At 61.9% G+C, this 24,361-nt stretch carries 22 protein-coding genes; 9 read left to right on the top strand and 13 right to left on the bottom strand.

Annotated features, from left to right (window positions below; translation table 11 throughout):
- Positions 1-5: 5 nt before the first annotated feature.
- The 7 genes from HWX08_RS31105 to HWX08_RS31075 all read right to left on the bottom strand — a co-directional run bounded on the left by HWX08_RS31105 (position 6) and on the right by HWX08_RS31075 (position 8,672).
- Positions 6-1,067 (bottom strand): efflux RND transporter periplasmic adaptor subunit, encoded by a 1,062-nt coding sequence (locus HWX08_RS31105; RefSeq protein ID WP_058904111.1) that lies wholly within the window; start codon positions 1,065-1,067, stop codon positions 6-8.
- Positions 1,064-2,455 (bottom strand): TolC family protein, encoded by a 1,392-nt coding sequence (locus HWX08_RS31100; RefSeq protein WP_058904110.1) that lies wholly within the window; start codon positions 2,453-2,455, stop codon positions 1,064-1,066. The genes HWX08_RS31105 and HWX08_RS31100 overlap by 4 nt, the downstream gene beginning before the upstream one ends.
- A gap of 87 nt (positions 2,456-2,542) precedes the next feature.
- Entirely contained in the window at positions 2,543-3,865 is a 1,323-nt protein-coding gene (locus HWX08_RS31095) for a sensor histidine kinase (protein ID WP_058904109.1), read from the bottom strand.
- On the bottom strand, positions 3,819-4,508 hold the full coding sequence (locus HWX08_RS31090) for a response regulator transcription factor (RefSeq protein WP_058904108.1): 690 nt from the start codon (positions 4,506-4,508) through the stop codon (positions 3,819-3,821). Before HWX08_RS31090 ends, HWX08_RS31095 begins: the two co-directional genes overlap by 47 nt.
- 749 nt (positions 4,509-5,257) lie before the next feature.
- Positions 5,258-6,286, bottom strand: coding sequence for a phosphate ABC transporter substrate-binding protein PstS (pstS, locus tag HWX08_RS31085; RefSeq protein ID WP_077021564.1), 1,029 nt, complete (start codon positions 6,284-6,286; stop codon positions 5,258-5,260).
- 374 nt (positions 6,287-6,660) lie between these two features.
- Positions 6,661-8,010 carry an ATP-binding protein gene (locus tag HWX08_RS31080; RefSeq protein WP_058904106.1) on the bottom strand — a complete coding sequence of 450 codons (1,350 nt, stop codon included), beginning with the start codon at positions 8,008-8,010 and terminating at the stop codon, positions 6,661-6,663.
- Positions 8,010-8,672 carry a response regulator gene (locus HWX08_RS31075; protein ID WP_077021563.1) on the bottom strand — a complete coding sequence of 221 codons (663 nt, stop codon included), beginning with the start codon at positions 8,670-8,672 and terminating at the stop codon, positions 8,010-8,012. Before HWX08_RS31075 ends, HWX08_RS31080 begins: the two co-directional genes overlap by 1 nt.
- Before the next feature lie 164 nt (positions 8,673-8,836).
- On the opposite strand from HWX08_RS31075, the gene HWX08_RS31070 reads away from it, so the two are divergent.
- The 6 genes from HWX08_RS31070 (at position 8,837) to pal (ending at position 14,602) form a co-directional block, all read left to right on the top strand.
- Complete coding sequence (locus tag HWX08_RS31070) at positions 8,837-9,211, top strand: cytochrome b562 (protein ID WP_058904105.1); 375 nt, start codon at positions 8,837-8,839, stop codon at positions 9,209-9,211.
- A gap of 24 nt (positions 9,212-9,235) precedes the next feature.
- Positions 9,236-9,802 (top strand): cytochrome b, encoded by a 567-nt coding sequence (locus tag HWX08_RS31065; protein ID WP_058904104.1) that lies wholly within the window; start codon positions 9,236-9,238, stop codon positions 9,800-9,802.
- 463 nt (positions 9,803-10,265) lie between these two features.
- Positions 10,266-11,699, top strand: coding sequence for a PDZ domain-containing protein (locus tag HWX08_RS31060; protein ID WP_171984199.1), 1,434 nt, complete (start codon positions 10,266-10,268; stop codon positions 11,697-11,699).
- Positions 11,700-11,750: 51 nt separating this feature from the next.
- Positions 11,751-12,185: a carboxypeptidase regulatory-like domain-containing protein gene (locus tag HWX08_RS31055; RefSeq protein ID WP_230205781.1), complete on the top strand. Its 435-nt coding sequence runs from the start codon at positions 11,751-11,753 to the stop codon at positions 12,183-12,185.
- Positions 12,186-12,278: 93 nt separating this feature from the next.
- Positions 12,279-12,905 (top strand): ubiquinol-cytochrome c reductase iron-sulfur subunit, encoded by a 627-nt coding sequence (gene petA, locus HWX08_RS31050; protein WP_058904102.1) that lies wholly within the window; start codon positions 12,279-12,281, stop codon positions 12,903-12,905.
- 1,193 nt (positions 12,906-14,098) lie between these two features.
- Positions 14,099-14,602, top strand: coding sequence for a peptidoglycan-associated lipoprotein Pal (gene pal / locus HWX08_RS31045; protein ID WP_058904101.1), 504 nt, complete (start codon positions 14,099-14,101; stop codon positions 14,600-14,602).
- Positions 14,603-14,675: 73 nt separating this feature from the next.
- Here pal and HWX08_RS31040 read toward each other — a convergent pair whose 3' ends face one another.
- From HWX08_RS31040 to HWX08_RS31015, 6 genes are all read right to left on the bottom strand, one after another.
- The gene (locus HWX08_RS31040) at positions 14,676-14,930 is read right to left on the bottom strand and encodes a hypothetical protein (RefSeq protein WP_058904100.1); all 255 of its coding nucleotides are present in this window, start codon (positions 14,928-14,930) and stop codon (positions 14,676-14,678) included.
- 1,031 nt (positions 14,931-15,961) lie between these two features.
- A complete protein-coding gene (locus tag HWX08_RS31035) occupies positions 15,962-16,201 on the bottom strand; it encodes a hypothetical protein (protein ID WP_058904099.1) in 240 nt (79 codons plus the stop codon).
- A 71-nt stretch (positions 16,202-16,272) separates the two neighbouring features.
- Complete coding sequence (locus HWX08_RS31030; protein WP_058904098.1) at positions 16,273-17,751, bottom strand: sensor domain-containing diguanylate cyclase; 1,479 nt, start codon at positions 17,749-17,751, stop codon at positions 16,273-16,275.
- A gap of 712 nt (positions 17,752-18,463) precedes the next feature.
- Entirely contained in the window at positions 18,464-18,736 is a 273-nt protein-coding gene (locus tag HWX08_RS31025; protein ID WP_058904097.1) for a hypothetical protein, read from the bottom strand.
- 217 nt (positions 18,737-18,953) lie between these two features.
- On the bottom strand, positions 18,954-19,445 hold the full coding sequence (locus tag HWX08_RS31020) for a hypothetical protein (protein WP_077021561.1): 492 nt from the start codon (positions 19,443-19,445) through the stop codon (positions 18,954-18,956).
- Between the two features lie 194 nt (positions 19,446-19,639).
- Positions 19,640-20,104 (bottom strand): hypothetical protein, encoded by a 465-nt coding sequence (locus HWX08_RS31015; RefSeq protein ID WP_058904095.1) that lies wholly within the window; start codon positions 20,102-20,104, stop codon positions 19,640-19,642.
- A gap of 490 nt (positions 20,105-20,594) precedes the next feature.
- On the opposite strand from HWX08_RS31015, the gene HWX08_RS31010 reads away from it, so the two are divergent.
- The 3 genes from HWX08_RS31010 to HWX08_RS31000 are packed head-to-tail and all read left to right on the top strand — an operon-like array spanning position 20,595 to position 23,800.
- A complete protein-coding gene (locus HWX08_RS31010; RefSeq protein WP_058904094.1) occupies positions 20,595-21,395 on the top strand; it encodes a DUF3560 domain-containing protein in 801 nt (266 codons plus the stop codon).
- Positions 21,396-21,448: 53 nt separating this feature from the next.
- Positions 21,449-23,419, top strand: a complete 1,971-nt coding sequence (locus HWX08_RS31005; RefSeq protein WP_058904135.1) for a DNA cytosine methyltransferase — start codon at positions 21,449-21,451, stop codon at positions 23,417-23,419.
- 57 nt (positions 23,420-23,476) lie between these two features.
- Positions 23,477-23,800, top strand: coding sequence for a hypothetical protein (locus HWX08_RS31000; protein ID WP_058904093.1), 324 nt, complete (start codon positions 23,477-23,479; stop codon positions 23,798-23,800).
- Positions 23,801-24,361: the final 561 nt, after the last annotated feature.

Below are 24,361 nucleotides of genomic sequence, written 5' to 3'. Positions count from 1 at the left end.
CGGATTCAGTCGTCGCATTCGGGCGGATCCTTGCAGGCCGTTGCAATGCCCTGCGGCTTCTGCTCCTCCGACAGCAGCAACTGCGCACCCTGCGTCACGACGGCATCGCCGGCATGGAAACCCGTCGTCACGTCGAAGCCCTGATCGCCGGCGGATTCGGCTGGCACGGCGCGACGCGTGAAGCGATCGGGTGCCGTGCGTACATAGACCCAGGGCTGGCCGCCGTACCACACGACGGCCCGATCGGGGATCGCCACTGCGGACGCGGCCAGATTCGCGCCGGGCACGTGCGCGCTTGTGCGGGTACCAACCGGTAACGCACGCGCGGCCGCATAGAGCCACGGATTGCCCTGTACCGCCGGATCGCCCTGCGGCGACGACGACAGCTTCTGTGCCGTCACTGGCTGCCCGTCCAGGCCATCGATCGCGATACGTTCGGGAGCGGTATCCGCATCGTCCGGCGGCAGCGTCACTCGCACGACAACCGTCTGCCCGGCGAGCAGTTGCTGAAACAGCCTTGATTGAGGCGCCATCGAGGCATTCGTCAGCACATCGCCGAACTGCTGGCGCATCGTCGCAGCCAGCGAGCGCTGTGCCGCATCGGCGGACTGCAGCTTCGCGCGAGCCGTTTGGGCGGCCGCCTGCGCATCCTGCAGCGCCTTTTGAGAGATGTTGCGATCGTCCGCGAAAAGCGTCCGGCTTCGCTCGTATTGCGCTTGCGATGTTGCCGCCAGTTCACGTGCGGCATCGCGGTCCGCGATGGCGGTTGCCAGCCGGTTGCGCAGATCGAACAACGGCTGCAGATCGACGACCGTCGCATAGGCGGTGTGGCCGGAGCGCATGGCCGCCGCGGCGAGCGTCGTCACCTCGATCCGGCCGGCGCGCTGCTCGTCGGCCGGTACGACGACGACCGTTTCGCCGTTCACGGTTTGCACGGTGGGCTGCGCCGTGGGTGCTGCGGCAACCGGTGGCGATGCTCCTGGACCGAGCGTCCGGTAGATGTACCCCCCGGCACCGGCGACCAGCGCGATGGAAATGACTGAGAGGACGAACAGTCGGCGTTTCATCGCGCACCCTGTTGTAACGGAGAGAGGGTTCGACCGGCGTCCGGCATCAGCGGGCGCTGCATCGCGTCCTCGAGCGCGCCGGCCGCCTGGCGAACCGCGACGGTCGCATCCAGACGAGCGATCTCGCTGGCCTGGTAGTCGGCCTTCGCCTGCGTGAGCGTCAGGCGATCGACGTCGCCGGCCGCGAATCCGGCCTCCTGACTGTCGAGTTGCCTGCGTGCGGCGATTCGGTGCGCATCGGACAGCTGCAACGCATCGATGCTCGATCGATAGCGAGTCAGCGCGTGGTCGAGATCGCCGAGGATCGTGTCCTGCAGCGCGACGGTGCGGGCCGCGGCTTCCTTGCGCTTCGCTTCCGCCTGGGCGATACCGCCCTGATTCTGATCGAAGATCGGTAGCGTGATGCCGGCCAAGCCGAACGCGATCTTGTGCGTGCCGGTGTCGTACGTGTATCCAGGGCCCAGATGAATGTCAGGGTATTGCTTCGCGACCTCCAGCTGCAACGCCGATTCGGCGGCGGCATAGTCGGCGAGCGAACCGAGCAGGTCGGCACGATGCAGGATCGCGTCGCGCCGGGCCTCGGTCGCGGGTGGCGGTGGTGAAGCGCCGTCGAATCCGTCGAAATCGAACGCGACATGCTCGAGCGCGGCTGCCGGTATGCCGATCGCCGCAGCCAGTTGCGCGTGCGCATCCCGTTCGGCTGCTCGGCTGGCTGCCAGATCGACCTGCGCCTGGGTTTGCGCGGCGACGGCCGCATCGACGTCGGGACCCGCGCTTTCTCCGACGGCGCGTCGCTTCGTCACCATCGCGACGATCTGCTGTTCGGCCTCGACCTTGCGCAACAACAGCGCGCTGCGTTCGCGGTCCGCATGAAGCGCCAGGAGCGCGTCACGTACCTGAGCGCCGACTTTCCACGCTTCGTTGCCGATCGCAAGACGAGCGGATTCCGACAGGTGTGACGCCTGATCGATCCGATAGCCGCGCTTGCCCGCGGTCTCGATCGGGATATCGAGTGCCGGCCCGGTTGTGAACGGCGCACCCGGCCCCGGATTCGGCGTCGCCCACTGGAACGGCAACTGAAGGACCGGATTCGGAATCGCGCCGGCCACATCGATTCCGGCCTTCGCGGTTCCCCACTGTGCGCGCGCGACATCCAGCGCCGGACTGTAGTACCAGGCCGCCAGCGTGAGCGTCTCGCGGTTCCAGTGCGGCAGCGGCCACTGCGCTAAGTCGTGCCCAAGCTCGCGCGCGAGGTACGCATGCAGTTCGTCGCTCGCGAGCGTACGGTTCTCGAATTGACGGGCAATCAGTAACGGAGCGATCGGCTGGGGATGGTAGGTCGCACAGCCGCCCAGCAACGCACAGACGATAAGCAGCGCTCCGCGCATAAGGATATCCAGGGTCCATGCCGACCGGGTGTCGGCTTTCGGCCCGGATACTACGCAACCGGTTGTGAAGTTTTTGTCAACAAAGGGTCAGGTCGACCCCGGGCGCACCGGGTTCGGGGCCGGCAGGCATAGCGACACGCGGGTGCCCCGGCCTGGTTCGCTGCCGATCCGAATCGTCCATCCGTGGCGGTCGCAGATCTTCTTCACGATCGACAGGCCGATGCCGAAACCCGGCGCGGCCGTCCGTGCCTGGTAGCCGCGATCGAACACGCGCGGCAGCGCGTCGGCCGGGATGCCGTGGCCGGTATCGTCAATATGCAGCCAGCCGTCCGCGAACGAGAACGCGATCTCGCCGCGATCCGTATAGCGGACGGCGTTATCGATCAGATTCGACAGCACGAGCCTGAGCACGGAGCGGCTGACCTCGACATGCACGCCGTGATCGATATCGATCCTGGTATGGATGCCCTTGGCGTACAGCGTCGCGGCGGCTGGATCGACCGCTTCTTCGATCGCGCCGACGAGGCTCACGGCAGCAATGTCGGCTGGCTGTTGCTCGCGCGCAAGCAGCAGCAGTGCGTCGACCAGATCCTTCATTCCGTCCGCCGCGCGCTCGATCTGCCGCAGGCGGGCGCGCGACTTCGCACCGATGGACGCATCGTGCTCGATCAGTTCGCAACTGGTCTTGATCACGGTCAGCGGTGTGCGCAGTTCGTGGCTGACGTTTCCGGCGAATTCCTTCTCGCGCTCGACCATCTCGGCCATGCGCCGATAGTAGTCGTTGAACGCTTCAGCCAGCTCGCCCACCTCGACCTCGTCGTACTTCCCGGTGTTCAGCGACGCAGCGCCGCCGAGCCGCAGCGATTTGACCTGCTGCGCCAGGCTCGCGACCTGCCGCACCAGCAGCCCCGACAACCAGAACGCGCACCAGATCGTGAGCAGCGCGAACACGCCGGTGCCGGCCATCAATGCGTTGATCACCTGCCGGAATCGCTGCTCGTAAGCACTGAAGTCGTACACGCGGTAGAGGCGGCCCGCGCCGAACGAGACGATCGCGACGTGAATCTCTCGGTCGTCGAGGATGATTTCGTGGGTGCCGTCGGGGAGTTGAGTCACCGAGTCCGGCAGCGTGAGTTGCGGGCGGTCCGCCGCCGATACATAGCCCTTCAGCCGGACATCGAACGGCGGCATCAGCGCAGGGTCGCTGCGATACGAACGAAGCACGCTGGCAAGATCGTCGCTGATCAGCGCTGTGATCAGTCGTTCCTCCTGCGCTTCGGCGAGCGTCTTGACGCCCAAAGCCTGCGCGATGAGCAGTACGATCGTCAGCGCGGAGAAGAAGAGCGCGACCTTCGCACGAAGGCTAAAGCGCACGATCGTCGCCCGCCACGAACCGGTAGCCGAGACCATGAACGGTTTCGATCGGGTCACGTTCACCCTGCGCGGTGAGCGCGCGACGCAACGTGTAGACGTGCGTGCGCAGCGTGTCGCTGTCCGGCAGCGCGTCGCCCCATACTTCGGCTTCGAGCTCCGCATGACCTATCACCCGGCCCGGCGTCTGCATAAGCAGACGCAGCAGATGCAGGCATTTGGGCGGTATCTTCACCGGCCGCCCGGCGCGCTCGACTGTCAGTGTCTTCAGATCGAGGCGGACATCGGCGCAACACAGCGCGGTCTCGGCAACCTGCCCTCGGTAGCGCTTGACCAGCGCGCCGAGGCGCGCGCCGACTTCCTTGAGCGAGAATGGCTTGACGAGATAGTCGTCGGCGCCGTGATCAAAGCCGTCGAGCTTGTCGTCCAGCGTGTCCCGAGCCGTCAGCATCAGCACCGGCGTATCGCGATGGTTTTCTTCGCGGAGCTTGCGGCATAGCGTCAGCCCATCGATCCCCGGCAACGAAAGATCGAGAAGGATTGCATCCCAGGACTGCGACACAGCTAGCTTCAGGCCGGCAGGGCCGTTCAAGGCCATATCGACTTCGTAGCCAGTACTCTCCAGATAGTCGTAGAGATTGGCCGCGATGCTGGCGTCGTCTTCGATAACGAGAACGCGCACGATGTTTTCCCCAAGTTAGCAAGGCGGGTAGATTTTGCCACGGGAGGCGCGTTGACTCTGACATGCATGCTTTGACGATGCTGGCCGGTGATTAGTCCGGTGATTCCCGCATCCACTTCGCCAGCCGCAGGAACTGGTCGGTCACGATTCGGTGATCGCCAAGGATCCGTCATCATATTCAATCTATGCGGCAGTTCCCGGACGCAAATGCACTGCGCAACGACCAGTCGTGCCGTCGAGCGGGCTACTTCAACGCTTGCTGACCCCTAGATATTGCACGGACCCTCTTCACGCTGGTGACCGCAGCGATCGCCTGAGCATACTCGTGACGATGGCAGTGGCCATATGCAGCCGCGATGGTGCTCCTGAACGCACCTGTAAAGTCGGCCGGCTTACTCGTGGTGACCACTAACCGTCGGCCGTACGCAAGCTATGGGCGCATAGGGAGAGGCGAACGCTACGATCACGTATGGGTTTGCTGGCGCGGTGTGCGCTGCAGCCTCAATGAAGGCCGGCGAGGTGAAGATTACTCGCCGAAGATCGAGGTCACCGACACGGCAGACGACCATCAAAGCGCTATATTCGTTCAGCTCGTGCGCGTCGTCGAGAACACTTGGGGTGTTTGCGCCAAATCCGGCACGCTCGAATGCAATCGTTTCGTAACGCGACTACATGAAATCCCGGACGCGCGATACGGGATCAGTGCACCTGAAGCGCCCAATAGCGCTTCAGGCTGATGCACATCGAGATCACGGAGCGACGGACTTACCGGTCGCATCCTTAACCCTGACCTTCCACTGATTCTCGATCTCGCTGACCACCGATTGCGGCAGCGAAATATAGTCAAGGCTGTCGGCAGCTGAAGTGCCATTCTTGAATGACCATTCGAAGAACTTCAACGTTTCCTTCGCCTGTTCAGGCTTGTCCTGCACCGTGTGCAACAGCACGAATGTCGCACCGACCACCGGCCACGCATCCTTGCCAGGCTCATTAGTCAGAATCTGATAGAACGACTTTTTCCAGTCCGCACCGGCAGCAGCGGCTTTGAAGGTTTCGGTCGTCGGCTCGACAACCGCCCCCGACTCGTTCTTCATCGCAGTGTAAATCATGTGATTTTGCTTTGCGTACGCCCATTCGACGTAGCCGATCGTGCCCGGCAGGCGCTGCACGAATGCCGCAACGCCGTCGTTACCCTTGCCACCCGAACCTGTCGGCCAAGCCACCGTCGTGCCCTCCCCGACCTTGCTCTTCCACTCGGGGTTGACCTTCGACAGGTAGTTCGTCCAGATGAAGCTCGTACCCGAGCCGTCGGCACGACGGACTACGGCAATGTCGAGGTCAGGCAGCTTGACCTTGGGGTTCAGTGCAACGATGGCCGGATCGTTCCACTTCTTGATCTTGCCGAGGTAGATGTCGCCGAGAACCGGCCCCGACAGCGTGATCTCGCCTGCCTTGATGCCAGGCACGTTGATCGCCGGCACGACTCCGCCGACGACCGTCGGGAACTGAAACAGGCCGTCCTTCGTCAGTTCGACGTCCTTCAGTGGAGCGTCCGAGCCTGCGAAATCGACGGTCTTCGCCTGAATCTGCTTGATGCCCCCCGACGAACCGATCCCCTGGTAATTGATCTTGCCCCCGCCGGACTTGTGATAGGCGTCCGCCCATTTGGCGTAGATCGGCGCTGCGAACGTGCTACCCGCGCCGGTGATGTCGACCGCATGGACAAGCGACGAAGACAGCATCGCCAGCATAAGAACCGGGATCGCTTTCAGTTTCATTTCCATTCCTTCTGAGTGTGGTAAGCGCGGGAAGATATCGATGAAATGTGACAGTTTTGGGAAGGTCTGACGCGAGACGGATTCTCCGGCTTTATCGATGCCACATTGCTTCGGGTACAACCTCAAAACAGGGCGCGCGACAAGGTTCCCGCCGAACAAATGGACTGCCGCCGCATTACTCTGGTTGCCCCAGCCCGAAGAGAACGCACCAGATTCGACCCTCAATTTATATGTCGTGGAAGAGATCGACAGACTGGAATCTGCCCACCCTATACCGAACATCTCCAATCGAGACGGCGCGCTTCATTCGGCCATGCCACGCATCGCCGGCCTTGTTCGGTGGAGAGAGCCATCGTCATGCCGTTGATACCGCATCAGTTCGACACAGGCAAGACGACACGCACGCCGAACCCCGTTCCGTTCAACCCGATGACGTACGCGAAACTCCCGCCGAGTTTGGTCACGATGCGTGCGACGATTGACAGCCCCAGTCCGCTGCCGCTTTCGTCATGATCCGCGCCGCGAAAGAAGCGGTCGTGCAGTCTGGACAGATTACCGTCCGAGACACCGGGGCCGTCGTCCCGTACCTCAATACGAATCATGCCGGGATCTCGCCACGTCGCGATTTCAACATTCCCTTGCTCCCGACCATACTTGATCGCGTTATCGACGAGATTGTCGAGCAAGACGCGAACCAACGTCGGCGGCGCATGGACGATAGTGCCCTCGTCAGTGCGTGTCGTCAGCGACATCCGTTTTCGATCCGCGCGCGCCTGATGGTCATTCACGCATGTCTGCACCAAGCGTGCGAGATCAACGGGCTCGCCGGGCAACGGGATGGTTTCGTCTAGTCGCGCCAGTGCGAGCAACTGGTCCGCCAGATGGGTGCTCCGGTCGACACCCTCCACAACCCGTTCCATTGCGCGCCTCTGGCGCTCCGGATCACGCGCCGTGAGCGCCACCTGCGCCTGGACCTTGAGTGCTGCAAGCGGGGTCTTGAGCTCATGTGCTGCGTCGCTCGTAAATGCTCGCTCACGATCGAGCGAGCCGCGCAGACGTTCCAACAATGTGTTAAGCGCGGCGACCAGCGGCCGCACCTCGTCCGGAATGCCCTTTGTGCCAATGGCATCGAGCCTGTCAGGTGAACGTGCCACGATCGCCTCGGACAGCGTTCGCAATGGCGTCAGGCTGCGACCGATCGCCAGCCAGATCAATACGGCCATCACGGGCAGCGCGAATGCGAGCGGCCGCGCAACGCGACGTGCAACCTCGGCGGACAGATCCGAGCGGTGCGTACGTTGTTCGAAGATGCGCACAGTCCGGCCGCGCGCAGCATCGGTTAGCACGTAGGCGTGCCATTTCGGATTTCCGGACCGGATCGGGAAGGATGCTGCCGAAGGCAACGTCGGCAGATCGAGTGTGTCCAACCCCTGACTGGCAGCCAGAATGCGTCCGTCTGTTGCGCTCACTTCGTACAGCATCCGTGGGGACGCGTCGTTGTCGCCATCGTCGTCTTCGCCTGCACCGATGACGATTCCCGCAAAGACCGGGAGATCGGTCGCGTCTAGCGCGGCAAACGCCCGGGCGATTTGCTCGATGCGTGTTTCGTCCCATTCCTCGGCTTCGTGAATTGCCTGGCGATAGCTTGAAACCAGCGAGTATGCCCAGACAGCGACGACCCCCGACAGCACCAGCAAGGTAAGCCGTTGCCGAATCGATCGCATCACGATGCCTTCTCCACTACATACCCGACGCCACGAATCGTGCGGATCAGATCAGCACCGAGTTTCTTGCGCAGATTCGAAACGTGCACTTCGATCGCGTTGCTCTCTATTTCCTCGTTCCAGCCGTAGAGACTGTCCTGGAGACGCGCGCGAGAGAGTGGACGGCCCTGATTCGCAAGCAACTCGACTAATAGAGCACATTCGCGCGAAGTCAGCACGATGCGCTCGATTCCGCGTGTCACCGTCAGCAGAGCAGGATCGATCGACATGTCGCCATGCTCGATCGTATCGGTGCTGCGCCCCTGCGAGCGCCGCACCAGCGCCCGGCAGCGCGCGATCAGCTCGGTCAAATCGAACGGCTTGCCAAGATAGTCGTCGGCGCCTGCAGTCAAGCCGCTCACGCGGTCTGCCACCGTATCACGCGCCGTCATCACCATTACGGGGGTATGGTTACGGCGCTTGCGAACCCACTCCAGCAGCTCGATTCCAGACAAGCGGGGCAGGCCGAGGTCGAGCACGACGAGATCATATGGCGTGGTTTCGAGCGCCAGCTGCGCATGCCTGCCGTCATGCGCCCAGTCGACTGTCATGCCGGCCTCGATCAGGCCGTCTTCCACTCCGCTGCCGATCAGCTTGTCGTCTTCCACGAGTAGTACCCGCATGGTGTCGCATTCCCGTTTGTCCAGACATAGCGTCCATTGCGGCACGATAACCGCAGGCACGGGCAGGCATCAAGCGAGTATCGGAAAAATCCAGTCCTTAAGAATTCGTTAACGTCGACGCCATAAGGTCGCGGTCACCGACACCCGACAACGAATCGCTCACCATGAACAGGCTTCCGTTTCGACTCCGTTTATGCGCAACGTTCAGCGTTCTGCTGGCGCTGGCTGCGCCGCCGGTTCACGCCGGCGAGATTAAGATCCTGATGAGAGATATGAAGCACGCGATGCAGGGGGCGATGTCCAGCCGGACGATTCCCGAACTAAGCGGATACGTGACCCGGCTCGAAAGCGACGCGCAGCAAGCCAGCCACCAGTCGTATCGCGATGATCAACCCACTTACGATGAGGGCATGCGCATATTGCGAGACGAATTGACCGAAGTCGATCGGGCCATCCAGGCCAACGATCTGGCAGCTGCCAAGCAGGCACTACGCCGGATCAACGGCACGAGAAAGCGCTATCACGACCTTCTCGGGTAACCGACCCGGGAAAACAGCACCATCATGAAAATCGTCACCCGCTACCCGCTCTCGATCAGCCTGCTGCACTGGCTGCTGGCCTTCGCGCTGATCGGCAATTTGATCGTCGGCCTAATGCTGGACGACAACGAAGACCTCGTCGGCCTGCACAAGTCGATCGGTATCGTCGTTCTCGGGTTTGTACTGATTCGTCTTGCGAATCGGGTCCGCATGCGGCGCGAACTGCCGCCTTCGGTCAATCCGGTCGGCACGACGGCCCGCCTCGCCGAACGTATAGTCCACAGCCTGCTCTATGTGCTGATGTTCGCCATCCCGCTGCTTGGTTGGATGAAGACGAACGCCGCGGGACACACGGCCACCTGCTTCGGATTCTTTTCGTTGCCGACTCTGGTTCCGAAAAACCGTGTGCTGTCGCATTGGCTGGGAGAACTGCATGCACTGACGGCCTACGGGCTTGCCGCGTTGGTCGGCTTCCACGTGCTGGGTACACTGGCGCATCGAGTGATCGGAACAGAAAACATCTTGCTGCGCATCCTGCCTTGGCCCACGCGTACCAGTCAAAATGAGGTTCGAACGGAGGACATCGGCTGATGCCTACGATGGAGCTCCCCTCGACCGGGGTAATCCGACGGCGTAGTCGCAGCCGCGCGATCGACACCCATACAAACCGCACGCTGGCGGCCCTCTAGCCCGTGGACGGTCGAACGACCGGGCCTACCGGTTCTGTAACGTCAAGCATGCGTGCCCCGCTATTCGCCCACGTCCCATTCTTAGCATTCGAATCCGATGCGCCGGTTTGGTCTTCGACGTTCTTGATACCCGGATTATCTTCCGCGGCGAAGCGCATAACCTACACCTCGATCGGCGCCCAAACGCAGTCTCCCCTAGCATCGATTCCGAGTTCATCTCGCCCTAGAACAACTGGTCAGGCCGCCCTCGACTTCTTAAGCATCATTTAATTCTGGCCACCTACGTTGGAATAGTCGCGGCATGAAACATGTCATACCAATCTTTTCGTGAAACACGTTCAGCGCTTTGCGACGGGAGCGTAGTCATGGCAAGCATCGAATTCAAGCGTATCGAGCTCGCTAGTCTGGCAATTGCGACCTTGTCGTCGAGTTGCATGTCGAAGGAATTGCTGGCGCCGACACTGACGATGCGGGCCTCGCAAGGCGTTCTCCCCGCAACGCCGGATATGCCGACCTACCCGGGCATCGTTTCCGACTTCGAGAACAAAGCGCGGCTGGACATCCCCGCAGTCGCTGCCATTATCGTGTTTCCGATCGACAAAACATCGAGCGTGCGGCAATTGTGGCCACCGCCAGGCGTCGCAAACAATCTGTTCCTGCGCTTCGTCAGGGCGTTCCCTCGTGCGCCCGGCATCACCTCTGAGCATCGGCACGCCAGCGGTTTCATCGTCTCACCCGACGGCGACATCCTCACCGATGCTGGGGACATTGCAGGCGGCTCGAGAATCTCCGTCACCGTGGCTGACGAGCGAATATACAGGGCAAAGTTGATCGGTACCGATCGGGCAAGCGGCATCGCGCTGATCCGAATTCGTGAGAAGGGGTTGCCGATCGCCAGGATCGGATTGGTTTCCTCAGTAAAGGCCGGCGAGTGGGTCATCTCGATCGGTTCCCCGTTTGGACTGGGGAACTCGATCGTCAGATGTATCGCAAGCAATACCTCCCGCCTGCTTCCCGATCAATTGTACGTTCCATTGATTCAGACGAATCTTATGGAGAACACTGGCGTCGATGGTAGTTCGCTCTTGAGCTTCAAGGGTGACGTCATCGGTATCGAAACGCCACTTCCAGACGACGGCAACCCGTACCTAGGCCTCGCGTTTGCGATGCCGATCGGCGAAGCCATGAAAGTCGAGCGCCAGTTGAAGTTGCACGACAAGGCAGTCCATCGCGGGCTAGGTGTCGCGGTGCAAGAGGTGGCGGACCCGCTTGCCAGATCGTTCGAATTGACGCGGCCGAAAGGCGCACTCGTCACATCGGTCGACTCGGGTAGTCCCGCTGCAAAAGCTGGAATATGGGCTGGCGACATTGTCGTTCGTATCAACGGTAATGGCGTTCCGGATTCAACACATTTTCCAACGACAGTAGCCAATTTGAGCCACGGCACCGCGATCGATCTTGCCTACTGGCGAGATCTCTCCATACGCCACGCGACGCTGGTCTCGTCGGCGATGGGCACCAACAACTTGTCTCCCAGCGCGTATGGACTGGGCGCACGCAATCTTACTCGCGACGAGGCGCGGACAGCCAGAATCCACTGCGGCGTACGTGTCGAGCAAAGCAGCGGACCGGCAGTATTTGTCGGGATTGAGTCAGACGACATCATCTTGAAAATGGACAACATGCCAGTGACAAGTACTGCTAAATTATATAAAACGATCGCACGCCCTGCTCACAACGTAGACCTCCTTGTCGATCGGACCGGTATGCGAATGTTCGTCACGATGGACGTACGCTGAACTCGCTTCGATACAGGCGCGTCGACATGGAGCACACCTGAGGAGTTAATCATGAAGTACTCGTCCAGAATGGCGATTGGAGTCGCGACAGCGACGATTGCCATCTTCACCCAAAGCGCGTTGTCCGCCGAGCAGGCGTCACTGCCGCTACCCGAACATTCGGGCGCGGTCACCTACCTGTCTGGCGGAATCGGCAGCGATCAATCGGCTGCAATCAAACGGGAGATGGACAAATATTCGCTCGTGCTCGAGTTTGCCGGACACACGAGCAACGGGAACGAGTATCTGGCAGATATCCCCGTCCGAATAACCGATGCGCGTGGCAAGACTGTCCTCTCGACGGTAACTGCCGGGCCGTTCCTGCTCATATCGATACCAGACGGACGCTATACCGTTGCGGCCACGTATCGCGGACAAGTCATGCGGCGCAACGTCGACGTACATGCGTCTTCGCATTCCCGCACGGTGTTCGTCTGGACGAAGTGACGCTGCATCCGGAAGCCGGGCCGATCTGTTCAAGCGCGGTTTCAAGTGCGGCAGCGGCTCGCAAAACAGGATCCGTGGCTCGAAGGAGTTGACATGGACGAGAAGCCGATTGAATCGACAGGACCCGACGTCAATCGCCGTCGTTGGCTCATCGTGACATCCGTTGCGACCGGACTCGGCGGAATTGCAGCGGCAATTCCTTTCGCGGACTCGCTGATGCCACCCGCCAGTGCGCTCGCCGCAGGCGCGCCGGTCAAGGCCGACATCGGCCAGTTGTCTGAAGGGGAGATGTTGACGGTTGCATGGCGCGGGATGCCGGTGTTCGTGGTGGATCGCTCGCCGGACATGCTCGAAAGCGTCATCAAGGCGACTCCGCTTGTCGCGGATCCCGACTCGCTCCACGTTTTCTCGATGCCGTTACCGAACTATTGCAAAAACACCTTCCGCTCGCGGGCGGACCATCGGAACATTCTTGTCGTGGTTGGCGTTTGCACGCACCTCGGTTGTACGCCGGCACCCCGCTTTCAGCCGGGGCCTCAGCCAAACCTGCCCGATAACTGGCCAGGCGGCTTCCTGTGCCCATGCCATGGATCAACGTACGATCTCGCCGGACGGGTATTTCGCGACAAGCCGGCACCGCAAAACCTCGACGTACCGCGTTACATGTTCCTGTCGCCGACGGAACTGCTGATCGGCCAGGACGAACTTGGGATGGCATAGCAACTCCGGATGCCCGACCGAAACGGTGCGCGCTGGCGACCAAAGCATGTCGGAGCAAGCGACAGGATCAACCTGTTGCGTTCGGCGTGATACCGGGTCGACAGTGCCTCGTACAGCGGTGATGTGAAGCCGTGATACTCGGCTGGCGATCAGGGCGGTCGCCTTCGGCGAAGTCTCAAGCGCATAGCCATTGATGAACTCGATGACGATCACGAAGGCGGTGAACGGCCTTTGCGTGACTACAGCAAGATACGCGACGCCCGCAAGCGGCGCATTGAAAGCAGCCCAATGTTTCGTAGCTGCATCGGTAGGGACCCCAGCCGGTGCTCAAGCACGACGGGCCGGACCGTACGAAACCACTGCGCGTAAGACTTCCGGAGGTTGAACATGGGCGCGGTACCGACATGGATCGTCGCACCTTCTCGATCGATCTTGAAACCGCTAAGAATGGCGGGAACAAGACATAATCTTCCTGTTCAGGACCCGAATGTTGCGCAACCGTACCCCCGCGTTGCCCGGTGCGTGAAACATGGCAATCACCTGCGGAATGCCCCCTCCACACCATTGACGAATCGCCGCGTCAGCCAGACCGTCAGTGCACCAATGATAGGCGTCACGGTCAGCAGCGGTCACGCGTTCCGTGCGGCGCAGCCTGGACGCACCGCGTAGCCGAGATCGATCAGTTTTGCGTAGCGCCCCTCCATGATGCCCACGGCCACTGCACTCGGCCAGAACACGCCATAGTGAAGCCACCGACGTTGCACACTGCATCGCACATCGATCTGCGAGCGAGGGAATGCAAATCATCGGTATCCCCGTGGTCACTCGCCAGCCTTCTACAATTTCGAATGACATCCCGATCGCTCAGGCTCGCCGCGGCCTTTCGTATCGGGGCGAATTGATATCGAGTTCAGCGAGTTGAAGTAGCCCATCTGAATTCACATTTCCGCGCCGCACTGTCCTGGCTAGTCATGATGTGACATTTCTCCTACTCTAATTAATGTGATCTCTTCTAGTGGCCATGTGACCGCTCAGACCTTTCGAATCATCCTGCGATTGATTTACAAGAACCCGTCGTACATCAAAACATGAACACCGAAGATCGCAGCAACTTCCAGCAGGCGTTTTGTCACCTGTTTCGATGACCTGCGACTCATTCCGTTCGATCTAACGCCCTCTTCTGGAGACCCGTGATGAAAGGCTCGATGCGCTATGCGGCGGTATTGATGCTGTTGCTGCTCGGCGGATGTCATTCTGCAACAAAAACGTCCAGCACCACCGGCATGATGAATCAGAACGCTGCAAGTGGTCAGGCGATCGGCACGCCGTCGATCATGACCGACGAATTGAACAACCCCAACAGCCCGCTCGCGAAACGAAGCATCTATTTCGATTTCGACAACTATGAAGTAAAGCCTGAATACCAGTCACTGCTGCAGGCACATGCCGACTATCTACGCCTCCATCCAGGCCGACACGTTCTGATTCAAGGGAATACGGACGAACGCGGCACCAGCGAGTACAACCTTGCTTTGGGCGAACGCCGGTCGCAGGCCGTGCTTCGTACGCTGGAAACGCTCGGGGTACCTGACTCACAGATCGAAGCGGTCAGTTTTGGCAAGGAGAAGCCGGTTGCACTGGGCCATGACGAGGCATCGTGGGCGCAGAATCGTCGCGCGGATATCGTCTATCGATGAAGTACAAGCATAGCGGGGGCTTGCCCCCGCTATGTGCATCTCGGGCCGGAACGAATCGTCGTCGACACCGCGATCACAAGCCCATGAAATAGGTCCGGACGTCCATTTCAACAGACCAGAACTGCACGTCGGAAAACTCGCCGAACTCGATCGGTTTTCCGTGGTGAATACAGCAAAATCCGTTCGCTGTCTGGTAGACGATGACCCACTCACGATCGTCGTTCGGATCGTCGTCCCGACTACCCTCCCACGCCTCCTTCCATTGATCGAGATGCAACGTGACCGCGAGTCGTCTACGCAGCACGGCAAGTTCAACGCTCAGCTTCATTCGAAACCTCCATGTCAAATTGATGCCGAACACGCGTTCGATCCAGCCCGATATTGCCACGACCACGTGGTGGCCTGGGAACTAGTCCAGATTGCCGAGAATGTCCTGAAAATGCGTATCGGCGTCCGGTGCGATCACATTCGTCTCCGTCACGCGCGCCACGATCTGGACGCGGATCCTTTCGCCGTGCAATGCATTGTGAATTTCGTTTCTGCAACATACAAGCCGGAGCGTATGGATGAGCTTTCTGCGCAGCCGGCGCCGAGCTGCAAGACCTATAGCAACTGTGATCGATATGCGCGGAACGACGTCGTAATCTTGTATGCTTAAATCAGATCAGCAGCAACTGCTATCATGCCTGCACCGGCTCCGCCACCGACCATTGCACCTATTCCGTCTGTCACGAACGCGGGTGCGCTGATGGGGCACCGGGCAACACCGCCCCGATGACGGCATGTGGAATGTTTCTTCGCGAATTGACGCTTTCGCCCCCAGTATCGATAGTGGTCCGGAACTTTAGATAGCTGAAGACGATCCCCCGGCGCGCAATGCGGAAAATATCATATTGTGCCCGTCCAATGGTCCACACCCGAGACGTTTTCAATATTGCTGATCAATATCGGAATCAGGGCGTCAGTCACGCTGCCTAGATGGACTGGCCCCGCGTGCAGAAGACACACCGTCAGAGGAATACGAAGAGTGTGGAAGGAAACCGAAACCTCTGGCAGGAGGCGGGTCCAAGAGGGTTATCGAATGCGTTGTGACGAACCTTAGGCGCATCCCAATCAAGTTTTCACGGGCGTCTGCCTCCGCGATTCCCACTGTCTACTACCCACTTTCACGGCGTCAATCCGACAGGCTACCGCTCGCAATCATCGGGCAACTGGCATCAGCGAGATAAAATTCTTTGTTCCAAGCTGGAACGGTTACGATTCAAAACTCGGGCCAGCGGAGCGGTCAAGACAACATCTTCGAGAGGTAGAACATACGCACCGGGCCGCGTTAGGAACCTAGCAGCAGTCGAAGCGACATCATGGAGACCAGTACTGCAGCTTCGAAACCTCGATGAGCAGTTCATCGGCACGATCTCGGAGCTTCAAGTGGTTGTAGCGTTCGGCCATACGGCGAATCGACTGAAGCCTCGCGCGCCAATACGCTGGATCCCCGACAGTGGTCCCGTAGGGGAAGTCCTTGCGGTTGGCCTGGAGCGTTTGAATCGCATTCTTTACATGCGCCAATTCTTTTTCAAGCGCTACGTAGCGATCGTCCATGCATACCCCGTCAATTCGTTTTGATGGTGCAAAGCGGTCCGCGGCCGCGCCACGCAAAGGTACGATGCCAATCAAGTTGGGGAATGGAAGGCAGCGACCTTGTTCCGTCCGGTTGCCTTCGCGTGGTACAGCGCCTCGTCCGCTGCCTTGATCACGGCGCCGACCTCCCCCTCCTGCTCCGGCGTCCAGCTTGCCAGGCCAATGCTGGCGGTGACGCGCCCGAATTCGCTACCGGCGTGCTCGAGCGCCAACTCATCGATGGCCACACGAATGCGCTCGGCGATCTGCGCTGCGCCCGTCTGCGGTGTATCGGGCAGGAGCACGACGAATTCCTCGCCACCGTAGCGGGCCGCGGTATCGGTCGGCCGGCGGATGTTCTCGCCGATGCAGCGAGCGACAGCCGCCAATGCGTCGTCGCCCGCCTGGTGGCCGTAGGTGTCGTTGTACGCTTTGAAGCGGTCGACGTCGACAAACAGCAGAGAGAAAACGGATTGAGCCCGGCGCGCGCGGCGCCATTCTTGGTCCAACACCTCTCCGAAGCTGCGCCGATTGTTCAGGCCGGTGAGCCCGTCCGTGCGTGCCAAGAGAACCAGCTCGGACTCGGCCCGCATGCGACGCCGCAGTTGCATGCTGAGCATGACCGACCCGACGATAAATGCGGCGCCGAACGTGGCCACCAGTACGCCAATCGTCACCGCGCGGTGCCGCCAGCGTGCATAGATATCTTGTTCCGCCTCCGCGACCATGATGATCAGTGGCAGCTTAGGCAGGTGCTTAAAGTAGTAGAGACGGCGCACCCCGTCGATAGACGCCGTTTCCGAAAAAGAACCCTCCGGTGCCGCCTCGAAGCGCCGGAAGGTCACGGCTTTGCTAATGTCGCGACCGATAATGCGCACGTCGTACGGGTAACGCATCACCATGATGCCGTCATTGCCGATCAGCGACATCGAACCGTGCTGCCCGAGCGATAGCCCGGCAAACAGCTGACGGAAATACTCCAGGTTGATCGCAATCAGTGCGATGCCGCCAAACGAGCCATCGGGCGTCGAAACCCGCCGCGACAGCACCATGCTGAGCGATCCGCCGCGCAACCGCGACGTGAATGGATCGCTGACGTAAAGCCCTACGTCAGGACTGTCGCGATGGACCGTGAAGTACTTGCGATCAGAAAAATTGCCCTGCCGCGGCACGTCGTTGGTGGAATCCAGGATGATGTTCCCACCCGCGTCGAGCACCAGCATCGAGCCGATAAATTGAGCCGTCATCGCGTGATCGAACAGCACGGCGCGGCGCAGGCTCGCGGATGAACTCATCACGTCCGCGCGCTGCAGGCCGTGAAGTACCGCTTGCAGCGACAGGTCGTAGAGTTCGACGTTGCGCTCGATGTCGCGTTCGGCCATCAGGCCCAGATTACGCGAGGTTTCGCGGGCGCGGTCGAGCGCATCATCGCGGCTCTGCAACAACTGCAGCACGCACAGACCCATCAACGCGCAGGCGATCACGATACCAATAACGACGACAGTATAGGGAGCAGTCGACTTGGATTGCATTAAGGCCCTTGGGTGTGGATTGGGCGCACGTGTTGGCGCGTTTTCCGCATTGTAAAAAACCGATGGGGGCACATCAAGCCCGCGATGACCCGGGTGGATGTCGATGGCGAGGAGCGCGCTGCGGACAATCAGCATCGGGTCGGAGGAGGCAGGTTGATTGACGCCGAGAACCGCGCCTAAGCAGTCTTTCTTCGGCGCACTGCCGACCAGCGTCGCCGACCCCGAAGATCATCGACCATCTGCTCCACGATTCGCGGGCGACCGCGTTCGACGACATGCTGGTGGGGTTGCCGCATCAGTCACGCAGCATCGGCGTCGCCCGTTCGGTTTTCCGGCAAGCGCCCGCCATGGCCTCGACCGGCCTGCTAACGGCGGCAGGCGAAACTTTAGTTGGGAGATGAGCAAGGTTCGTGATTATGCGCTGCGGAGCATAAATACGAACCTTGTTCACGGCTCTGACAAGGAGGCCTGTCGAGCTGGAGGTCGTAGAATTTCGGGTCGACACAACCTGCGGAAGATGACTGGCGACCATCAAGCGACGGGCAGACAGTATCGTCTTGATCTATATAGATATTTATTGGGGGGCGCAAGGCAAAGCCTTATTGGGCCGAAAGGCAGCTGACCGGAAAAAAGCGTGGAAATCAAGAGCACCCCGAATAACGCCGCAGAAAATTTCGTGCTGCGCCCGGCCGCTGCCGGGCACTCGACCTCATCAGCTAGAAATCGCGTGCTGATCGTCGACGTCGTCGCGAGTGTTCGAGTTCGCTCCAGCGATGATTTCCCGATGAAGCCGAGCGGCCGCGACCGGTGAGTCGACGGTGGCATGGAGAGATCTTCCATCCCATAGCTCGACGACCCACTTGTCGTGTACGCGGCAGACACCGATCGTCCAGCCGCTGGCATGCGAATACCCGTAGTCGCTCACCACAGTCCATCCGAGCGCAACCATCGTGTCGCGCTGCTCGAGCATCGGCGCGGCGATCATGCTTGGCTCCGCGGTGCCCGGACCAGGTCAGCGTGCTTGCCGGCAAGCCGGTACGTCGGCCGCGTCAAAGCTTCGCGATCGCGAAAGCCGGCCACTCGAATCAGATAATCCATTCTGGTCTCCGCGCCGCATTGCGGCTGATATTGCCGTAGGCACTGTATATATATCAGGGGTGCGGACGGTTCGCAATATTCGGCCACCGGTGCGGCGATCCAATTCAACGGATTCGGGATTCTGTACCACTGCGGCGCGCCGGTGGACGGTCGTAGGACCGACCGTCACGCATCCGTTCAAGCCGCTCGAGCGCCTCGGCGAACACCGCCAGCGGCGCCGCGCGCAGTTGATCATCGTGCCACCCAATCAATGCCGCGACGAGCTCATCCGTCTGCGGATCCAGTGTCCACACGCCGCAAGTTTTGCCCTGCTTGAGCGCGGCGTTGATACCGCGTTCGGTGGCAACCAGGACCTCCATGCGCAACTCGTGCTTTCGGGCTTCGTCGACGAAGCCCGAAAGCACAACCAGCTGCAGTAGGACAGCCAGTCCGTGCGCCGAGCCGCGGCCCATGCGCAGCGCCTGGAATGCCGCGTGATACTGCAATGCGAGTTCCTCTGCTTTCTGCCGAGGCATCGGCAGCAACAAGGTACGGGCGAGTTTCGCATGTGCGGACGGCTGGTGTCGTCGTGATGAAGGTGCGCGTCGATTCGACATGGCGATCTCTCGTCAAGCCTCTCAATGGGCCTTGGGGGCTGCTCCGAAGACACGGAGCGCGCGTAGACACCAGCGGAGCCACGCCGAGCGCTGGCCCTCCTGATCGTTGAGATGCCGAGTCGGGATCTGCGTGCGGCCTTTGTCTTCGACGATACGGTGTGGATGCATGGTGGTTTTCCTGGAGGGGAGCGAGCTCACTGTTCAGCCAGCTGCTCGAGCTCGTCTAGGTCGTCGAAGAAGTCTTGCTGCCCGGGTATCGGCGCCGGCGGCCGCCGTGCTGCGCGCGGCCGTGGGTGGCCGGCGCGCCTCAACGTTCGCGCGATCGCCTGCAGCTGCGCCCACAGATGGTCCGCCTCGGCAGCCGACAAAGTATCGGCCGCCAGCTCGAGTGCGCCGACGAGTGACTCGAGGTGCGCAGGCGCGGCGGCCAGTGTCGTGCGCGCATCCGTGCGCCGCTGGCCCTCTCGGTAGACCTCGAGCCAGCGCGCGAGCGCTTTGCGCTCGTCGCGGCTCAGCGCATCGAGCAGCTGGGCCGGTATCGGCCCGTCGGCGCGAAACGTGCCGAGCACGTGTTCGCGCCGACGCCCCCTGGTCGGGGGCTGTGTGGGAGGCGCGACGCGCAGTACCTTGATGAGGCGTCCCTGTTCTCGAATGAGCATCGACTCGTCTCTGATTTCACACGATCACGCCAAAGCATAGCGCAACCGCGTGTCGCGTTGATGCCGCGACACGCGGACCTGCCTATCCAGTCTCGCGGCCTTGGGGCCGCGAGAAGGGGCGCTCGCCGCGCGGCGAGCTCGTGCTGCCTCGCGTATCCGCATACCTCCAGCCCCCTGAGCTCGTCGTCCCAAACGCGACCGTAGCCCTTCCCCGTTCCCTTTCAAGGATCCGCTTCGCCGGCCGCGGCACCCGTTCGGTGCTCGCCCTTCGGGCTGCGCTCCGCGTGCGGCTTTGCGTCCGTCCTTGAACGTGCCCGGCTTCGGGCTCCTTTTGTCGCGGGACGGCGAACTCAGGGGACTGGCGGCAGCAGTTCTGCCGACGTCCAGGCACCAAAGCCCGAACCCCTACGCGGGGACAGGGAATCTTGGGGCCCGGTCAGCCTGACAGCCAACCCGTTCCAGCCGCGTCAACCCTTATAGGAGAAAGCTCGTGAACAAGTTCCAGCAACGCCAGCACGACAGTCGCACGCGTCTCGAGGCGCGCGCCAACAAGGCACGCTCCGCGTCCCGGATCGCCTATACCGCTGCCAAAGAGATGGCCTCGGTCATTCCGGCAGGCCAGCCCGTTCTGGCCGGCCACTACTCCGAATCGCGAGACAGGAACTACCGCGACCGCATCCACAAGACGTTCGGGAAGTCGTTCGCGCTCGACGACCGCGCTGATGAGCTGGAACGTCGGGCGGCTGCAGTGGGCAAAGGCGGGGTCTCCAGCGATGACCCGGACGCGGTGGCAAAGCTGCGTGCGCAGCTGGTCGCACTGGAGGATCGGCACGATCGCATGAAGCGCACGAACCAACTGGTGCGTCGCGATGACCGCGCCGGTCTTGCACGCATGGGATACCAGCCCGACGCCATCGACAAGCTCTTTACGCCGGATTTCGCCGGTCGTGTTGGCTTCGCGTCGTACGAGATCACGAATAGCAGCGCGAACATCCGCCGCATTCGTGATCGGATCGCCCAGCTCGAGAAAATCGCCGCGTGCCCCTCGGTCGAGCATCAGGGCGAAGGCTATGTGTACCGCGAGGATATCGAAGACAACCGCGCCGCATTCATCTTCGACGCGAAGCCGGCGAAGAACGTCCGCGAGCTCCTGCGCCGCAACGCGTTCCTGTTCAGCCCCACCAGATCTCCCAATGGTACGTCGGCATACGTTCGCAAGCTGACCCCGGCTGCGATCAGCACGGCGGCTTGGCTGCGCCCGCAGATCGATCAACTTCTCGCTGCTTGCTAACCCACGCTCGGCCCGCGCGAGCGGGCCACGCTATCCGGAGAAAAACCATGGATATGACCCGAACCTACAACGTATTGACGATGTGCAGTGGCTTGGGCGGTGGAGCCAAGGGCTTCCAAAAAGCCCAGTCTCGAGTGGGGGAGCTGATCGCGAATTGGCGCTGTATCGGCGGCATCGACAACGATCCCGCTGCATGTCGCGACTTTCGTACGATTGCCGGCGTCCCGTGCACGCTCATGGACCTCTTCACGCGCGAGCAGTACACCGCGTTCCACGGCGTCGAGCCGCCTGCCGGCTGGCGCGAGGCCACGCCCGAAGACGTGCGCCGCGCGGCCGGCTACCAGCATCCGCACTGCGTGTTCATTTCGTCGCCGTGCAAGGGCGCGTCCGGCCTGTTGTCGGAAACGCTCAGCCGCACGCCGAAATACCAGGCGCTCAACGAACTCACGCTGCGCTGCGTTTGGCTGATGTGTGAAGCGTGGAAGGACGACCCGGTCGAACTCATCGTGTTCGAAAACGTCCCCCGGCTCGCAACGCGCGGCCGCCACTTGCTGGATCAGATCGGGCAGATTCTGCAGCACTTCGGCTATGCGAAGAACGAGACGAGTCACGACTGCGGCCGCATCGCGAAGCGCGGGATGGCGCAGAGCCGGAAGCGCTTCCTGCTCGTCGCGCGGCATACCGAAAAGGTACCGGCGTTCCTGTACGAGCCGCCCCAGAATCGCCTTCAGGGCGTCGGTACGTTGCTCGGCCGCATGCCGCTGCCGGGCGACGTCGAGGCCGCCGGCCCGATGCATCGCGTGCCCTCGCTGCAGTGGAAAACATGGGTGCGCCTCGCCTTCGTCGAAGCCGGCAGCGACTGGCGCAGCCTGAACAAGCTCGCGGTCGAGAACGGTCAGCTGCGCGACTACTTGATCGTGCCGGACATGCACAACGGCGTGCTCGGCGTGAACCGCTGGGAAGAACCGTGCGGCGTCGTGGCCGGCGCGAGCCGTCCGGGCAACGGGAGCTTTTCGGTCGCCGACCCGCGCGGGCCGGCCGACGCCGCGCAATACCAGCAGTACGGCGTGCTCGACTGGAACGACCACGCCGGCACGATCACCGGTCAGAAGTCGCCCGGGCAAGGCACTTTCAGCGTCGCGGACCCGCGCCACCAGGGCCCGGCGAAGCACAACAACGAATTCCGAATCGTGCCCTGGAGAGAAGCCGCCGGCGCGGTCACCAGCGCACACGGTACCGGCCAGTGCGTTCAAGATCCTCGGCCACCGGCCGGCCCCCTGTTCAGCAAGTACAAGGTGACCGAATGGACCGGCCACGCCGGCACTGTTATCGGTGGCGACGATCAGGGCGCGTATGCGGTTGCCGACCCGCGCTCGAGCACCGGCTTCGAAGGCGCCGGCAAGTACAAGGTGACAGCCTTCGACGAGCCGGCCGGCACGGTCATCGCGCGCAGCGACAGCGGACAAGGGGCGTTCGCCGTAGCTGACCCACGACCGGGCATGCGCCGCGAGCGGGGCGACGCCTACCTCACCGGCGGCCACTACGGCGTGGTCGGCTGGGATCAGCACAGCGGAGCCGTATCGGCCGCCGCCGGCCACGACAACGGCCGCTGGTCCGTCGCCGATCCTCGTATGCCAGCGGCGACCGAGAAGACCGTCGCGGTGATCCGCGCACTTGATGGCACGTGGCACCGCCCGTTCACCACCCTCGAGCTGGCGGTACTGCAGTCCCTAGTTGATCCCGAGCAGACCTGGATCGATGCCGAAGAACGCGACTGGCACCGCAAGCAGATTGCGGCGACCGGCAATGTGTTCGCTGGCCACTTCAAGCTGGATGGCGACAGCGATCAGGCATGGCGCGAGCGTATCGGCAACGCGGTGCCGCCTGATGCCGCGGAAGCGATCGCCGAGGTGATGGGCACCACACTGCTGCTCGCCGAATCCGGCGAGACGTTCCAGCTGTCGTCGACGCCGGTTTGGGTGCGTCCGGTTGCGATCGCGCTGACCCTGCCCGGCAGTCTGTAGCGGCCTGTGACCTACGAGCGGCCCGCCGCGGCGGGCCGCATTCTCCGAGGATTCGAGATGAAACAGCACTGCATTCTGTCCCGAGACGAAGTCGAAGCGGTCGCATGGTGGTCGAACAAGGAAGTCAAGGTCTGGGCGGTCGACATCGCGGCCGGGCGCGAACGGCGCCCGGCGTATCGACATACCTATTACGCTCGCGCCCGCACGGCCGACCAGGCGTTCGAGTGTGTGAAGCAAAACCTGCACATCCGGGTGCCTGGTGCGCGGTATCGCGCACGCCTTGCCGGCCCGCGCGAGCTCGGCTGTCACGAAGTGGCAGCCGGGCCCACGCCGCTGGTGCGACACACGATGGCAGTCGGGTTCGATCATGTTGGGTCGTGACGGGCGTTAGCCGGGCGAAGGATGTGCTATTCCAGTCACGCGGCCTTGAGACCGCGAGAGGGGCGCTTGCCGCTGATGAGCCCGCCCTGCTTCGCGTATCCACATGCCTTCGGCCGCTGTGCTCCTCCGTTCCACACGTTCGTGTGGGATTTGCGGCCGACCCTGGGCGCCTCCCTTCGCTTCGCTACGGGCCGGGCTTTCGCGCTGCGCGTCGAGCCTCGCTGCGCGAGTCTCGCCCCCTTCGGGCTTCAATCCCTGACGCAAACGCGACACCCCCTATACAGCCGGGGCTCCGCCCCGATTGGGCGCTCGCCGCGCGGCGAGCCGGTGCTGTCTCAACTTTCCGCATACCGCCAGTCCCCTGCGCTCGCCGTCCCAAACGCGACCGTAGCCCACCGTCGTTCGCATTCAAGGGTGCGCTTCGCCGGCCGCGGCACCCGTTCGGTGCTCGCCCCTCGGGCTGCGCTCCGCATGCGGCTTTGCGACCGCCCTTGAACGCGCCCGCCGGCAGGCTCCTTCAGTCGCGGGACGACGAACTCAGGGGACTGGCGGCAGCAGTTC

This window comes from Burkholderia metallica (assembly GCF_902832845.1).
In the GTDB taxonomy this organism is placed as follows: domain Bacteria; phylum Pseudomonadota; class Gammaproteobacteria; order Burkholderiales; family Burkholderiaceae; genus Burkholderia; species Burkholderia metallica.
This window is presented reverse-complemented; position numbering and strand designations above follow the sequence as displayed.